The sequence below is a fragment of the Clostridium sp. HBUAS56017 genome (genome assembly GCF_007115085.1).
Lineage (GTDB): Bacteria > Bacillota > Clostridia > Clostridiales > Clostridiaceae > Clostridium > Clostridium cibarium.
The window spans coordinates 92453-108681 of sequence record NZ_SULK01000003.1 but is presented as its reverse complement, the minus strand read 5'-3'; the positions used below and the strand labels follow the sequence as shown (position 1 = coordinate 108681).

Here is a 16229-nt window from a genome sequence, read left to right as displayed (position 1 = left end):
TCTTTACACTATTTATATCATTTCAAGCATCTTAAGCACTTCGACAGCTATACTTCTCTCCTTCCCTCTATATGGGAAACAATGAATGTGAATAGCTGGATTAAAGTTAAGTTCTATGATTCCGTAATTTGAATTTTCATGGCTAAAATCTTCTAACATAATGTCAACTCCGCAAATTTTTGCATTAACTGCATTGGCGCATTTAATTGCTATATCCTTAAATTTATCTGGGATTAAATCAGTGTAATCTATACTATCTCCACCAGTACTAATATTAGAATTTTCTCTTAAATAAACTACTTCATCTTTTTTAGGTATATAATCAAAATCTTTATTTTGATTACGTAAGAACAACTGAGCATTTTCATCTAATTGAATTTTTTCTAAAGGTGTCACGTAACCATGGCCTCTTAATGGATCTTGATTTTTAATATGGACTAATTCTCTAATGGATTTAGTGCCATCTCCTAGTACATTAGCTGGTACTCTATGAAGTATTCCTACTACTTTATCTCCTATTACTAAGAACCGATATTCTTTTCCTTTTATAAACTCTTCTAAAAGTACAGTTTTGTCATACTTAAATGCAATTTTAAAAGCTTCTAGAATATCTTCCTCTTTTGCGCCTTTTTTAAAAATGCTTATCCCTGTACCAAAGTTAGTTGATTTGGGTTTTATGACTATAGGTTTATTTACGTATTTTTTTATTCTCTCCCCTGCTTCTTTCATGGAATTAAATTCTTCTCCTTCTGGAACTCTAATACCTTTTCTTTGAAGAATTTTTTTAGTAACTGTTTTGTTTTCCATCATAAGTACCGTAACATAATTATCCTTAGATGTCTTTGTAGCTTGCTTGACATATTCTATTTTATCCTTAAATTTTAAAGAAATAAAGTTATCGCTTCTATCTATGAAATCAACCTTAATACCTCTTTTTATAGATTCTTTTATTAAGATTTGAGTAGAAAGTTCTAAATCTTCATAACCTTGAAACTTAAATCTATTATTGTAAGCTTCTTCTTTATAAACTTTTGCAAGATCTAAATGAGTTTTAATATACCCATTTTCTCTTACATCATTGTAAATTTTATATGCGTAAGTAAGCTTTTCATCCATGATTTTATCTATCATTTCAGTAATGACCTTTGCTTTACCGAGATTTAGTTCATCGTTAATATGCATTACTTCATTTAGAATTTCTAATGCCCAATCTTTTTTAGAAATAGGCTTTCCATCTTTAATCAATGTTACGTCATTGCGCCCTTCTTTAGCTATAATATGCTGATTTTCGAGAGCTTCTTCTTGCCAAGTTTCATAATTAGTTTCGTCTTTTATTAACATAAATAAGTTAAAGATTTGAAGAAAATATAAATCATTTAAACTTATACCACCCTTTTCATAAGGGTTCACATCAATACTTCTATATTCTAAATAATCTATTCCATCTTGAAGTAATGAATTTAATAAATCACTCTTGTTCTTAGGCTTTAATCTAACTTGACTATAAAGTTCCTTTGATGATGTAATAACCTTATCGTCAATGAACTTATTTAAACTGTTAACATAACTATCTACTGATTTATAACTTGGAAATAAGTCAATTTCGTTTTTATAACCACATTCTCCATTTCTATAAGAAAGAGCTCCATCACTAGAAAAACTACAATCTGAAATCTTTTGTAAGCATTTTTTACATTCGTTAAAATAACTTTCATGTACTGTAGAAGTTGAACCTAGTAAATATATAATAAGCCATCTATATCTTAAGAAGTTTCTTGCTACTTTTAGATAAATTCTATCTCTAAAGTCCTTATAGGTTTCTTTTTTTTCGCTTTCATTATACAATCCTGCTATAATATCTTCATTAAAGGAAAAATTAAAATGTATTCCAGAAATAAGTTGTTTTCTTCCACCATATTTGTTCATTAATTTTTCTCTATAAGTTCTAGCAGTTATACCTTCAGGTGAATTATCGTAAATAGCTATAGGTATATCCTTATCCTCTGGAACTATTGAGGGCATTGATTGAGGCCAAAGACATTCATCCCCTATTTCCATAGCGACAATATCATATAGAGAGTTTAAATAATTATAGGTTTCTTCTATTGTATTTAAAGGTGGTGTTATCATTTCAATTTGACTTTCTGAAAAGTCAGTAGTTATATATGGATTTTTTACCTTATCTCCAAAAACTTTTGGATGAGGCTTTAAGGATAAATTTCCATTATCCTCAATTCTTAATGTTTCTCTTTCTATACCATAATTCCCTTTTAGTAATTCACTCGGGCTAAAAATCTTTTTAATTCTCTTTAACATATTTATAATCCTTCCTTATCTTTATTCTATAGACTAAATATGAAACGCTTCCTTTTAATACGCTTGATAAAGTAATGCTAAGCCAAATACCATCAAGTCCTATGAAATTTGTAAATATAAGTGCCATAGGAAGTCTTAAAGCTGTAAAAACAATGCTTATAATAGATGGTATTTTAGGTAATCCGAGTCCGGTAAAAATACCATTAGACACCATCTCCATTGTACTAAATATTTCAGAGAAAGCTATAACAAATAAGTATCTTTTTGCTATTGCTATGGTTTCGGTATCTCTAATAAATAATTTAACCAAGTCTTCTCCCCAAAATATAAATAATAAAGCCATAATAAAAGAATAGGTGATTCCTATTTTTAGAGCTGTATTGTAACCAGCAATTATTCGGTTATACTTTTTTGCACCAAAGTTTTGACCAGTAAAACTTGAAATAGCTCCATTGAGACCACCTATTACCATGTATGTAACAGACTCTATTTCTAATCCTAATTTTTGAGCAGCTATAGCATTAGATCCAAAGGTAGCTGTTATTCTTGCAAGTCCTATATTAATGAGTGTAAATAAAACTCTTTGACAAGACATAGGAAATCCAAGTTTAATTATTTCTACTATCTTCTTATAATCTAACCTTAATTCAAAATTATATTTTAGTGTTTCTTTAAATTTAACTTTGTATATTATAAACATTATAATATTTGCAGCAAGGGTTGCTACGGCAGCTCCAACCACTCCAAACTTCAAAGTATATATAAAGAAAGGATCTAGTATAATGTTTGCTATAAGACCTACCAGATTAATATTAAAGGCATAATGATTATTGCCGTAGCTTCCCATAATTCTCGCATATAACATATTGAAAAATGAGAATAATAATATAGGTCCGTTTACTGCTAAATATAAATAGGAATCTCTTTCTACTGTGGGATTGTTCATATTTAAAAATTCAATAAAGTTTTTCCCTAAGAAAATAAGTACTAAGGCATATAATAATCCTATGATTAAATTAATAACTAATCCTGCATTTATATAGCCTTTTGCTTCTTCTTCGTTCTTTCTTCCTACTGCATGTGCTATCTTTATTCCAGCACCTATAATAACTAAGGAATTAATGGAGTAACCAAGTCCTATATAAAAGCTTGAAGATCCAACGCTTGCAACAGCATCGCTTCCAATGCCTCCAACCCAAAACATATCAACTAAGTTGTATGTGAATTGCACCAAAGAACTTCCCATTATAGGTAAAGCTAGTGCAGTCAGAACTGACATTACTTTTCCTTCTGTTAAATCAATTTTCTTCATTTTTTGCTCCTTACATAGATGTGTATCTATATTTAATATAGATAATTATCTATGTATTGTCAATATATTCTTAAGAAGTTTATGTCCTTGAATAAAAATAAACATCCTATCTAATTAATAAGATGTCTATTTTATAGTACTATTAGATTATTTTTTATTTACTATATATATGCCAATGCAGACACAAATTAATGAAATAATATTTTTAATATTAAATACAGATTCATATAAGAATAAAGCAGATAGCAATGATCCGAAGATCGGTATTAAAAAGTTATAAATTGATATCTTACCTGCACTATTATACTTTAATAATATAGTCCATATAGTGAATGCTATAGCAGATAAAGCTGATAAGTAGATAAGTAGAGCTATACCTTCTTTAAGGATAACAACGTTAGGTTGTCCTTCTATAAATGAAATAAGTGTCAATACAAAGCCGCCAATTAATAATTGATATCCTGTTATGGTCATAGCATCACTATCATTAGCAATTTCCTTGCTAATTACTGATCCTACTGAAGAAGATACTGCTGCTAAGATTATAAAACCTTCTCCAAATAACGAAAAATTATTACTACTACCAGTTGTAGAGCCAAGACTAATTATTATAACGCCAACAAAGCCAATTAAGCTACCAAGAGCTTTTTTTAAGTTTATTTTATCATCCTTAGTTATAAAGTGACAAATAATTATAACTAAAAATGGAGATATCGAGTTTAATATAGATCCTTTTACTCCGGTGGTATTTGAAAGGCCTATGTAAAAAAATATGTACTGAAGAGTAGTTTGAATTAAGCCAAGTAGACTTATCCCCAAAATATTCTTTCTATTTGGAATAATTAATTTCTTGTTTAATAAAATGCCTGCTAATATAGTTAATATACCTGCAAAGAAAAATCTAACTCCAGCAAAAAGCATTTGTCCATATATATTATCAGAAGTTATGGAAAAAAACTTATAGCCTATCTTAACTGCAGGGTATGCACTTCCCCAAAGTAATGTACAAATAATAGCTAAATATAATATATTTATGTTTTTAGTAAAATATGATTTTGTGCTTTTCAATGGTTCTCACTACTTTCTTTTATGGTTATCTCTACTTTTAATTATATTATCTTTGATTCTTTCAAAAGCTTCGTAATATTTTGTAGATTTGAAATTCGGGAAAGCCTTCATAATTCTCTTATCTTGAAATCTTTTGACACTTAAGATGTGTTTTATTTTTTCTGAATAAAATTCACTTTCTTCAAATTTATCAAGTATATTAAATTTAATTTTATCAGTTTTAACCTTAGATGCTTCTATATATTTATTAAAGGCTTCTTGTACCTGTTTAAGCCTGCTATTTAAGGATAATAAGCTATTTACAGTAAATATGGTGTCTACAACTAATATTATTAATAGAATAAGGCTGATAAGGTTAAGTATATTATCATTAACTACAGAAAGTACCTTATTAGTAAATAGGTTTATGTAAAATACAGTAATAACTGATAAGGTTCCAAATACCAAAGCCCCTTCTAAGCATACCCTCCCATTTATATTAAATGATCTATAGGAATAATCCCACCACTTAGCGTGAAATAACTTTTCCATAAGGTAAGAAGTAAGATATTCTAATATTCCAGTTAGCAAAATACTAGATAGAAATAAAGCTAAAATATCTTTAACATCACCTAAGAGAATGATAACAACCAATGCACCAGTTCCATATATAGGACATATTGGTCCATTTAAAAAACCTCTATTTATCAGTTTTTTATCTCTAACAGAACAAAGTGTCGATTCGTAAATCCAACCAATAAAACTATATATAATAAAAAGTAAAAAATAATACGTCATATAATATTCCCCTTAATTCTAATTTATTTTTATATACATTATTACAATACCATAATATCCAACTTTTTCATAATGCAACATGAAGGATGGGTTAATATAATTAAGTTTTTATTTATTAAAAACGTGTAATAAAAAGTTATAAATGGTTAATATTTCTTGATAAATTTATAAAATCCGGTTATAGTTTTTATATACACAAAAATGAAAGGAAGTGTTCAATATGAAAAAATTTATAAAAAAACTAAATTTCTTTTTAATTTTCGCATTTTTATTCACACCTATCTTTACTGTAACTTCACTAAATACTGCTAGTGCTTATAGTACAGATGAAGCAAACTTAGCAAGGTATAATGTGATAAATGACTTTCAAGGGGTGGCTGACTATATCCATGAATATGGGGTTTTGCCAAGTAATTATATTACAAAAGCTAAGGCTAAAAGGCTTGGCTGGAGACCTGGCAGAGATTTATGGCAATATGCTCCTGGTAAGAGTATAGGTGGAGATATATTTACTAATGTAGAAAAATCATTACCAGATGCTAAAGGCAGAGTTTGGCACGAATGCGATATTAACTATAATGGAGGACATAGAGGTGCCGACAGACTACTCTACTCAAATGATGGATTGATTTATGGAACTATAGATCATTATCAAACATTTACTTGTTATTATAGTGGGAAAAATTAATACTAAGGAGAACATAATGAATGAAATTATTTTAGACGGAAGAGAATTTACTAGCAAGAAGGAACTTCATGAAATATTAAAGTCAAAACTTAAACTTCCAGATTACTATGGAAACAATCTAGATGCTCTTTGGGATTGTCTTACAACAGATGTAGAACTACCTATGACTATAGAATGGATTAACTTTAGTAATAGTAAAGAGTTACTTGGAGAATACGCAGAACAAACAAAAAAAGTATTTATGGATGCTTCTGACTTTCTAGAAGAAGACTTAAATATAACTATAAACTAAATAAATATTAAAGCCCTTGATTTAAAATCAAGGGCTTTAATATTCGCATTAATCTGCTAATAACATACAACAGGAGTTCCTGCTTCAATATTTTCAAATATTGTTTTTGCTAACTCAACTGGTGCATTTACACAACCATGTGATCCATTACCTAGATAAGTAGTTGCAACAAAATCTGTTGGTGGCCTCCACCAAGCATCATGAATTCCTATGTTGTTATTAAAAGGCATCCAATAACTAACTGGTGTATTGTAATCTGTTCCTTTTAAGTGTGTATCTTTTTCCTTATATTTAAGGAGATAAACACCAGGTGGAGTTATTGTATCGGCACTTGCCGCATTACCTGTAACAACATTTCCTTCAACTACAAGAGAGCCATTTTTATAAAACCACAAATGTTGTCTAGCTAAATCAACTTCTACATATGTATTTCCTATATCATTTGAGCTATGAGAAGCAGCTTTTTGAGAATATTTTGGTTCTTTAGTTACAGTTTGTCCGTTTTTAATTGTTTCAATTAAATCTTGAGTTTCTGCTGAACCATCAATGTGCCATCCATAATCTCCGCCACTAACTTTTATTGTAGCACCAGATGAATTTTTGAAATCCCTTGTGATCCCAGTAGTATTATATTTATCACCAAGGGAATATACGTAGTTTTTAACTTTACTTTCATTAAAGATTAATTCAAAGTTTCCGTTTACTTCAAGCCAGTTATGTATTGTAGATCCATTTAATTCTACAGATTTATTATCACCAAATGTGTAGTCTATTTTTGATGATACATACTTATCTGCTAAATCTTTTGCATCTAAAACTTCTTTAGAGCTAGCAGTATATTTTGGATTTTCATAAACGTTAGATGAATCCAAATTTAATTCTGTCTTATTATTTTGTATAGCGTCTACTAATGCATCGTGTAAAGCAGTTTTATTAATTTTATTTCCATACACTTCGTCGACTATTTCGTAACCACTTTCAGTATACTTTAAGCTAGCATTTTTAGGTTCAACAATGTTTTTCCCCTTAACACAATCTAATTGGTCTATTTTTTTGTTTAACATTGCATCATCATAAGAAATAATTCCAGATATCTCATTATTATTATTAATGAAAGGTGCAAATATCCATAAAAAAGCATTTTGATTGTCTTTTAATTCTTGAACCTTCCCATCTGAAGTATATTTAAGCCCAAGATCAGAAGCGTTTATCTGCTCTTGAGTGTCGCCTCTTTCCTCTAACTGTAGTGAATATGATTCGATCCTAGATGCTAATAATTTATCTGCTTCCTCTGCAGTCTTACCTGTAATATTAATACCATTAAGTGCAGTGCCAAAATAAAAATGGCTTGTAAAATATATTGATATTCCTAGATATAAAACAAGCAAAGTGCTAAACGAAATTATAATACCTTTAATAAATTTATTGCTTACAAATTTACTGCGTTCACTTCTTTGTCTTCTCATTAACAATTACTCCCTTCCATAAGTTATTATACTAAAACTATAGCAATTTGTCCCACTTTTAAGATATATTTAATATCTTTTTTTTTATTTTTTTTACATGAGCAAATTAGACTTGGATGGGATACTTTAGTTTGGATAACTATCCATAAACTTCATGTCGCTGTTCTTATATGTGGAAGTTAATTTTGTTTTTAAAATATCAATTTATATATGAAAAAACTCTCGATAAATATTTTCGAGAGTTTTTTAAATCCACTTTTTAGTTGTCTATTTAATGTGTTATTAGTCATAACAAATTACAGGAGTTCCTGCTTCAATGTTATCGTAGATTGTACTTGCTAAGCTATATGGAGCATTGACGCAACCGTGTGACCCACCAGATAAATATATGCTTCCACCAAATTCACCTCTCCATGTTGCATCATGAATTCCTATTCCTCCATTAAATGGCATCCAGAAACTAACAGGTTGAGCATAATTGTCACCTCTTAAAACTGCATCTTTTTCTTTGTATTCTAATCTGTAGGTTCCGCTTGGAGTGCCCATTGAATTGCTAACATTTCCAGTTACTACATCTCCATCAGTAATAAGAGATCCATTTCTATAAAACCATAAATGTTGCTGAGCTAAGTTAATTTCAACATAGGTATTTCCTATATCATTAGCATTATGATTTAATGCAGTTTGTGCATATTTAGGCTCTTTAGTTACGGTTTGGCCATTTTTTATAACTGCCACTAAATCTGCCATTTCTTCTTCTTTATTTATACTCCATCCATAGTCTCCACCACTTACTTTGATTTTGGTTCCAGCTGTTGTAGTGAAATCTCTAGATATTCCTACTGTATCGTGCTTATCAGCTAATGATTCAATGTATTTATTCACTTGATTTTTATCAAAAGTAACTTCCATATTATCATTAACATTAAGCCAATTGTGTATGGTTTTCCCATCTAGTACTTCACTGCTATCTCCAAAATTATAAGTAACTTTTGTACTCGCATATTTTCCTAAAGTATCTTTGGCAGCTAAAACTTCTTTAGAATCCTTAGTATATTTAGGTTTTTCATAACAATCTTTATCATCTAGATTTAATGATTTATCCATATTCTTTAGAGCATTTTTTACATTGTCAGATAAAGAAGCACTATTGACTTTATTACCATAAACTTCATCAACTATGGAGTAACCTTCATCGCCATAATTAAAAACTGGACTTTTTGGGTTAGTGACATTTTTACTATCAAAACAAGATAAAGTGGTTAAATGCTTTTTTAGCTTGTCTTCATCGTATGAAATAATATCTTTAGAATCAAAATTTTTGGTAATAAATATACCTGGAATCCAAGCAAAAGGATTTTGCTTATCTTTCATCTTTTGAGTATCCTCAGTCTCATTGTATTTTAACCCTACATCTGAGGCCTTAATTTCTTCATTAGCGTCATTTCTCTCTTCTAATTTTAAAGTGTAAGATTCAATTTCAGACGAAATTTTTTCATTAGCATCTTCTACGGTTTTCCCTGAGACATTAATGCCGTTAATTGTTGAACCAAAATAAAAATGATTCCTAAAATAAATAGAAAATCCTAAATATATAACTAGCAAAATGCAAAGAGAAATAATTATACCTTTCATTTTTTTCTTACATTTACTTTTCTCTTCTTCCACCTAATTAATCCCCCTCTATTTATTGTTTTCTGAAAGGTAACAAGTACACTACTCAATAATATACTTATGTCATATAAATTATATACCATAATATGGAAAAATAAAAGAATTTGTTTTATCTTATATTATAAAAACAAAAAAATATATTATTATAGTATTCAATTGCTCTAAGAAGTGCTATCTGCTATTTCAAAATTATAAAAAAAAGACATTTACTAAGTATATTTAGTAAATGTCTTGTATATAATTAATTAGTTAAGGAACATTTTTATATCATCTTCAACATTTGTTATTCCACCAATACCAAAGTTTTCAACTAAAACGTTAGCTACGTTTGGAGAAAGGAATGCTGGTAATGTTGGTCCTAAGTGAATATTTTTAACACCTAAGTGAAGTAAAGATAATAATACTATTACAGCTTTTTGTTCATACCAAGCAATATTGAATGCTATTGGTAGATCATTTATATCTTCAAGTTCGAATACTTCTTTTAGCTTTAGAGCTATAAGTGCTAGTGAGTAAGAGTCATTACATTGTCCTGCATCTAACACTCTTGGAATTCCACCTATATCACCAAGGTCTAACTTATTGTATTTATATTTAGCACAACCAGCTGTTAATATAACTGTATCTTCAGGAATTGCCTTTGCAAATTCAGTGTAGTATTCTCTCTTCTTAGATCTACCATCACAACCTGCCATTACAAAGAACTTCTTAATAGCTCCAGTTTTAACTGCTTCTACAACTTTATCTGCTAAAGCAAGAACTTGATTATGAGCAAATCCACCTATGATTTCTCCATTTTCAATTTCTACTGGTGAATCACACTTCTTAGTTAAAGCTATTATTTCTGAGAAATCTTTCTTGCCATTTTCATCTTCAACAATATGTGTACAACCTTCATAACCTGCTGCACCTGTAGTAAATAATCTGTGTTTATAAGTATCCTTTGGAGGAACTATACAGTTTGTAGTCATTAAAATTGGTCCATTAAAGCTTTCAAATTCTGAAGTTTGCTTCCACCATGCATTTCCGTAGTTACCTACAAAATGAGAATATTTCTTAAATGCTGGATAGTAGTGTGCTGGCAACATTTCTGAATGAGTATATACGTCTATACCAGTTCCTTCAGTTTGAATTAATAATTGTTCTAAGTCTTTTAAGTCGTGACCTGAAACTAAGATTCCTGGCTTACTTCCAACTCCGATATTAACTTTTGTAGCTTCTGGATGTCCATAGCTTTCTGTATTTGCCTTATCAAGTAAAGCCATTCCGTCTACTCCAACCTTACCAGTTTCTAAAGCTAAAGCTATATATTCATTTAATGTTACACTGTCATCAGCTGTTTTAGCTAAAGCCATTTCCATGAACTTGCTTATTTCTTCATCATCATATCCTAAGGCATTAGCATGCTTAAGGTAAGCTGACATACCTTTTAATCCGTATGTGATAAGTTCTCTTAAACTTCTTATATCTTCATTTTTAGTTTCTAATATTCCAACTGAACCAGACTTAGCATCAAATTCAGCATCAGTTTCTGCTGTCCATAAAGCAGCTGAACTTAGTTCATCCTTGTTAGTTAAAAGATCTAATAATTCTTTCTTTAATTTTAAAGTTTCTCTTATTTTAGTATAAAAAACTGCATTATCAAAGTTTGCATTAGTAATAGTTGAGAAAAGATTTAAAGTTACAGTTCTGTTTGCATAAAAAGGAACTTCCTTTCCTTCTTCTCTAACTCTTGTAGCTACTTCAGATAAACCTCTTGTAACATATACTAATAAATCTTGTAGCTTAGCAAGTTCAGGTGTTTTTCCACATACACCTTTAACAGTACATCCTGAACAACCAGCTGTTTCTTGACATTGATAACAAAACATCTTATTTTCCATAATATCTCTCCCTTGGTCATTTATTATTTTCCATGAGTTTATTGTATTAGAATATAAAAAAATAGTCTGTAACTGTTGTTACAAACTATTTTTTTATTCAAATAATTCTTCTTCTAAATCATCTATATTTAAAATTGTTATGGTATTTCTATCGAAGGTTATAAGTTCTTCATCTCTAAGTTTTATAAGTTCCCTTGAAAGAGACGGTCTTGGCATACCTAAATAAGCTGCAATAGATTCTTTACTATCTTTAAGCTTTATTACTAGTGATTTTTGAGTTCTACTTTTTTGAATTAGATAGTTTATAACCCTTTGTTTAAGACTTTTAAAAGAAATACTCTTTATCTTACCATTTAGCATAAACACCTTATCACTTAAAAGTGTCATAAAATTTTCTAAAATAAGCTTTTCCTCTAGGCAAAGTTTTAAAACCTCTTCTTTATTAATAAAGATTATATTTGTCTTTTCTACAGCCTCTATAGTAGCTGGATAATTACCGTGAGAAGAAAAAACTAAAGCTTCTCCAAATACATCTCCCACTCCAAGTTTTTGTATAGTTATACTTTTACCACTTGAATATAATCTGATTATTTCAATACAACCACTTATTATAAGTCCCAGAGAATTACACTTTTCATCTTCATGAGCAATAACTTCGCCTCTATGATATTCCCTCTCATGATAAGTTATTTTAGAAATTATTTCTTCAATTTTTTCTTCCTTCATATTTTTAAAAAGTTCATTTCCTTTTAAAGCCTTTACTATCTTCATCTTTTCTCCTTTGATTGCATGATATTAAGTTAAGTTTCTCTTAATCTTATATTAATTGTTATCTTTAACTAATACAACCTTATTTTTTGTGAAGAAGATACTTAGCAAGAATAGTAAGATAGATAATAACAATACTCCCCCTACCATTGGCAAAATACTTACTATATCCTTTCCTTTTTGTAAATTCTCTATAGCTAAGAAAATCCATCTTGGAGGTAAAGCATTTCCTATTTTTTGCAAGGTACTACTCATAAGATCATATGGCCAAAATGAACCGCTAAGCATAAACATAGGTATTGTTAGGGCGCTAATAACCATTGTGAAAACAGGTTTATTTTTTATTATAGATGAAAGCATAATACTAAATGATACTGCTAATAAGGATATCAAGAAAATAATTGGCAATAATAATATTTTATTTTCAAATCCAAAATCCAAGTCAAGGAAATTAGATATAATATAATATTCTAGAGCTGGTACCATTGTAAATAGCAAAAATAATATTCCTAATCCTGCAAAATATTGTTTTTCTTTTATATTTCCCATAAGAACTCTTTCTTTTGTACCTTGCCTTTCATCCTCTAATAGGAATCCACAGCCAATGCTCGCGGAAATAAAAATTATATAAAATATTAATCCTAGAGAATCTTCACTTATTTTAATTTTAGCATCTTTGTTATTTGTAATTTCATAATCTGGCTTATATTCATTATAGCTTTTAATAACATTATCCATGCCATTTTCTTTTACATTAACGTTATTACATATACTAGCTAAGGATGATGTTTCACTTTTGAGCATATTCTTAACAACTTGAGTTGTATCGCTTTCAGATAGAGCTTGATATTTAATTTGCGACAATTCTCCATTTAATAATTTATCAGTAAAATTTTCATCTATGGTTATAAGCATTTCATATTTATGATAAATTAAACTTTGAGTATAATCTCCTTCATTTAAATCTGTAGTTTTAATTAAATCCATACTTGATAACTTGTCTTCAACAACTTTTCCAAGCTCACCTTTATCTTTATTAATTACTCCTATATTTAATTTTGTAATACTACTATTTAAACCGGTAATTGCAAATATTAATATTATTGGAAATATAAAAGTTGTTAAGATAAAACTTTTTCTCTTTAAAAGAATTTTAGCAGCATTTTTCATTATTCTAATCATTTGCAAGACCTCCTTTAGTATTTATAAAAGCAAAATAAATAATTAAACATATAGCAGATAATATAAGCGGAAGCCCGAGGGCAATTATATATGCTTCTGATTGCATACCACATAGCAAACTACTAATTGATGTATTTATCCAATATATAGGGCTTAAATAAACCAACTTTTGCATAATAGGCGAAGCTATAATAATAGTTAATGGTACGTAACAACCTCCAAGAAAACACATAAATATTATAATTCCTTGTAATATTCCTGTTGTTGTAGAATCATTTTTTGAAATAAGACCAACTAAAGCTCCAACTACTGAAACAAAAAATCCAAATACTAAATAAAGAGAAAAGAATTTAAATAAGTTTCCACTCCAATTTACACCTAGAACATAAGTTGAATATACATATATTAATGCGGTTTGTAATATAGAAATTATAACTCCCATAGCAACCTTAGAACCTATTAATAGATTATCATAAGCTTTTGATAACCTAATTCTATTTATTGTAGTAAGTCTATTTTCACTATAAACAGATTCTCCAACAGTTGTTGCTACATATAGTATTATTAAAGCTAACTCTGCAAAAGTGTAATATTCTGTGGAACTTATTTCTCTAGCACCATTTGGATTTTCCTTAACAACATATTCATCATATTTATTTTTTACTAGATTTTGAAAAGCTTTTGGATTAAATTTTTCTATTGTGCCATATGCAGCATATTCACTTAAGGATGATTCAAAAACATTTCTTAGTACTTTTTCTTTTGTCTTTTCCCCTTTACTTGACGAATATAAATTAAATCCATCAGTCCCAACTTCTACATGAAAAAGTGCATTGTGATTATCAATATTTTCTTTAATATTATCTAGATAAGAAACCTCTTCAAATTTAACATTAATACTATCTTCTATTCCTTTTTTAAATTGCAAAAAACCTTCTTTATATGGAGTATTATCTTCTATTGTATAATATACTTTTGAAGTTTCATCGCCTTCTTTAAATATTGTGTTATTTGCCATCATATCTTTTAAGCCAACGCTTAATGTAGTTATCAATATTATAGGAAATAAAAAAAGTATTAATAAGTTTCCTCTTGATCTTAAAAATTGTATAGCTTCTTTTTTTAGCATAGATAAAAACATAATTCTTCACCTACTCTCTTAGATTTTTTCCAGTTAAAGCTAAAAATACTGCTTCAAGGCTTGGTTCTTCACTTGCTATATTTTTTATATCTCCACCGCTTTCAGCTACTGTTGTTACAATGTTAGAAATTAGATTATTACTCTTTAATGTAGAAATCTTGTATTCATTTTCTAAGAAAGTAACCTTTTCTACCCCTGTTATTTCTTTTAGTTTTTCTTCTAGTCCATTGACCTTTTTTGTAACACTTAGATTAAAAATATTCATCTCTCCTACTAAATTTTTAAGTTCATCACTTGTTCCTTCAGCAATAACATGACCTTTATCTATAATTGCAATCTTATCACAAATATCATCAACTTCTTGCATATAGTGTGATGTGTAAATCACTGTTGCACCTTCTTCTCGAAGCTTAAGAACTGATTGTAATATATGATTTCTTGATTGTGGATCTATCCCTACTGTAGGTTCATCCATAATTATAAGTTTTGGAGAGTGTGCTATAGCACAACCTATATTAAGTCTTCTTTTCATACCACCAGAAAACTCTGAGGCTTTTTTATCTTTTACATCTAGAAGGCCCACAAATTCTAGTGTTTTTTTAGTTCTTTCTTTTAATTCTTTCCCCCTAAAACCATATAGAGAACAGAAAAAACTTATATTTTCCTCTGCTGTTAAATCCCAATAAAGAGCAAAATCTTGAGGTACAATACCTATATTTTCTTTCCATTTTCTTATTTTGTTTGTACTTTCTTCATATATAACTTCACCAGAAGTCTTTCTAATAAGTCCACAAATCATTTTTATAAGTGTACTCTTACCAGCTCCATTAGGTCCTAATATTCCATATATTTGTCCTTTATTTATAGTTAAGTTTATTCCGTCAACAGCTACTTGATTGTCATAGTCTTTATAAATCTTTTTTATTTCTAACATTTTCATTTTTTTATTCCTCCTGATATTTTCTATGATATTAGTATATAAAAAAAGATGATATTCCAATAGTTAGAAATATCACCTTTTATATATTACATTTGTCATATTATAAATTCCCTTTTAAATAGTTAACTGCAATAGCTGTTCTATGCTCAAGACCTGTTTTATCTAAAATACCAGTAATATAGTTTCTTATGGTTCCTTCTGATATATATAATTTTTTACTTATTTCTTTATTACTTAAGCCCTCACTTATTGCTTTAATTATATCTATTTCCCTATCTGTAAAATCATATTTTGATATCTTAGGCTCTGAAGTTTTACCTTGTATCTTTCCTAGTATATTTTCATTCATTACTATTGTATTGTTATAAACAGAAACTATAGAATTTGCTATTTGTTCTGGAGAGTTGTTTTTTAATATATACCCTTTAGCTCCATAACTAATAGCTTCATTGATATAATCTTCTTCATCAAAGGTTGTAAGAACCAAGCATTTAGTATTTGTTCTTTTAGTTATTTCTTTTACAGCCTCTACACCATTAACTTCAGGCATTCTAATATCAACTAAGGCCACATCAACTTCTTTAGATTTACATATATCAATACATTCCTGTCCGTTAGATGCTTCCCCTACTATTTCTATATCACCCTTTAATGGTATAAGTATTTTTAAACTTTCCCTAATTAGACTATCATCATCACATATTACAACTTTTATACTCATA

14 protein-coding genes are annotated in these 16229 nt (G+C 28.9%); 2 read left to right on the top strand and 12 right to left on the bottom strand.

The annotated features are described in order from the left end of the window. Positions 1-12: 12 nt before the first annotated feature. The 4 genes from gshAB to FAY47_RS04265 all read right to left on the bottom strand — a co-directional run bounded on the left by gshAB (position 13) and on the right by FAY47_RS04265 (position 5473). Positions 13-2316 carry a bifunctional glutamate--cysteine ligase GshA/glutathione synthetase GshB gene (gshAB, locus tag FAY47_RS04280; protein WP_143315186.1) on the bottom strand — a complete coding sequence of 768 codons (2304 nt, stop codon included), beginning with the start codon at positions 2314-2316 and terminating at the stop codon, positions 13-15. Then, positions 2300-3628 carry an MATE family efflux transporter gene (locus FAY47_RS04275; RefSeq protein WP_143315185.1) on the bottom strand — a complete coding sequence of 443 codons (1329 nt, stop codon included), beginning with the start codon at positions 3626-3628 and terminating at the stop codon, positions 2300-2302. Before FAY47_RS04275 ends, gshAB begins: the two co-directional genes overlap by 17 nt. A gap of 147 nt (positions 3629-3775) precedes the next feature. Continuing rightward, on the bottom strand, positions 3776-4696 hold the full coding sequence (locus FAY47_RS04270; protein WP_143315184.1) for a DMT family transporter: 921 nt from the start codon (positions 4694-4696) through the stop codon (positions 3776-3778). Between the two features lie 9 nt (positions 4697-4705). Further along, the gene (locus FAY47_RS04265; protein WP_143315183.1) at positions 4706-5473 is read right to left on the bottom strand and encodes a putative ABC transporter permease; all 768 of its coding nucleotides are present in this window, start codon (positions 5471-5473) and stop codon (positions 4706-4708) included. Between the two features lie 220 nt (positions 5474-5693). Here FAY47_RS04265 and FAY47_RS04260 point away from each other — a divergent pair, with 220 nt between their 5' ends. After that, a complete protein-coding gene (locus tag FAY47_RS04260) occupies positions 5694-6161 on the top strand; it encodes a ribonuclease (RefSeq protein ID WP_143315182.1) in 468 nt (155 codons plus the stop codon). 16 nt (positions 6162-6177) lie between these two features. After that, a complete protein-coding gene (locus tag FAY47_RS04255; RefSeq protein ID WP_143315181.1) occupies positions 6178-6453 on the top strand; it encodes a barstar family protein in 276 nt (91 codons plus the stop codon). Between the two features lie 56 nt (positions 6454-6509). On the opposite strand, the gene FAY47_RS04250 is transcribed toward FAY47_RS04255, so the two are convergent. The 8 genes from FAY47_RS04250 to FAY47_RS04215 form a co-directional block, all read right to left on the bottom strand. After that, complete coding sequence (locus tag FAY47_RS04250; protein ID WP_143315180.1) at positions 6510-7919, bottom strand: peptidoglycan binding domain-containing protein; 1410 nt, start codon at positions 7917-7919, stop codon at positions 6510-6512. Positions 7920-8201: 282 nt separating this feature from the next. Further along, positions 8202-9587, bottom strand: a complete 1386-nt coding sequence (locus FAY47_RS04245) for a peptidoglycan binding domain-containing protein (protein WP_243129545.1) — start codon at positions 9585-9587, stop codon at positions 8202-8204. 251 nt (positions 9588-9838) lie between these two features. Beyond that, positions 9839-11476 (bottom strand): hydroxylamine reductase, encoded by a 1638-nt coding sequence (hcp, locus tag FAY47_RS04240; protein WP_143315179.1) that lies wholly within the window; start codon positions 11474-11476, stop codon positions 9839-9841. Between the two features lie 93 nt (positions 11477-11569). Further along, positions 11570-12247: a Crp/Fnr family transcriptional regulator gene (locus FAY47_RS04235; protein ID WP_143315178.1), complete on the bottom strand. Its 678-nt coding sequence runs from the start codon at positions 12245-12247 to the stop codon at positions 11570-11572. A gap of 51 nt (positions 12248-12298) precedes the next feature. Continuing rightward, positions 12299-13426: an ABC transporter permease gene (locus FAY47_RS04230; protein ID WP_143315177.1), complete on the bottom strand. Its 1128-nt coding sequence runs from the start codon at positions 13424-13426 to the stop codon at positions 12299-12301. After that, positions 13419-14555, bottom strand: coding sequence for an ABC transporter permease (locus FAY47_RS04225; RefSeq protein ID WP_243129544.1), 1137 nt, complete (start codon positions 14553-14555; stop codon positions 13419-13421). The genes FAY47_RS04230 and FAY47_RS04225 overlap by 8 nt, the downstream gene beginning before the upstream one ends. A 22-nt stretch (positions 14556-14577) precedes the next feature. Then, a complete protein-coding gene (locus tag FAY47_RS04220) occupies positions 14578-15507 on the bottom strand; it encodes an ABC transporter ATP-binding protein (RefSeq protein WP_143315175.1) in 930 nt (309 codons plus the stop codon). 100 nt (positions 15508-15607) lie between these two features. After that, entirely contained in the window at positions 15608-16228 is a 621-nt protein-coding gene (locus FAY47_RS04215) for a response regulator transcription factor (protein WP_143315174.1), read from the bottom strand. Position 16229: the final 1 nt, after the last annotated feature.

Coding starts and splice junctions, on each gene's coding strand:
- FAY47_RS04230 (WP_143315177.1), bottom strand. CDS start 13,426: ATGATTAGAATAATGAAAAATGCTGCTAAAATTCTTTTAAAGAGAAAA.
- FAY47_RS04275 (WP_143315185.1), bottom strand. CDS start 3,628: ATGAAGAAAATTGATTTAACAGAAGGAAAAGTAATGTCAGTTCTGACT.
- FAY47_RS04215 (WP_143315174.1), bottom strand. CDS start 16,228: ATGAGTATAAAAGTTGTAATATGTGATGATGATAGTCTAATTAGGGAA.
- gshAB (WP_143315186.1), bottom strand. CDS start 2,316: ATGTTAAAGAGAATTAAAAAGATTTTTAGCCCGAGTGAATTACTAAAA.
- FAY47_RS04260 (WP_143315182.1), top strand. CDS start 5,694: ATGAAAAAATTTATAAAAAAACTAAATTTCTTTTTAATTTTCGCATTT.
- FAY47_RS04265 (WP_143315183.1), bottom strand. CDS start 5,473: ATGACGTATTATTTTTTACTTTTTATTATATATAGTTTTATTGGTTGG.
- FAY47_RS04235 (WP_143315178.1), bottom strand. CDS start 12,247: ATGAAGATAGTAAAGGCTTTAAAAGGAAATGAACTTTTTAAAAATATG.
- FAY47_RS04250 (WP_143315180.1), bottom strand. CDS start 7,919: ATGAGAAGACAAAGAAGTGAACGCAGTAAATTTGTAAGCAATAAATTT.
- FAY47_RS04220 (WP_143315175.1), bottom strand. CDS start 15,507: ATGAAAATGTTAGAAATAAAAAAGATTTATAAAGACTATGACAATCAA.
- FAY47_RS04255 (WP_143315181.1), top strand. CDS start 6,178: ATGAATGAAATTATTTTAGACGGAAGAGAATTTACTAGCAAGAAGGAA.
- hcp (WP_143315179.1), bottom strand. CDS start 11,476: ATGGAAAATAAGATGTTTTGTTATCAATGTCAAGAAACAGCTGGTTGT.
- FAY47_RS04225 (WP_243129544.1), bottom strand. CDS start 14,555: ATGCTAAAAAAAGAAGCTATACAATTTTTAAGATCAAGAGGAAACTTA.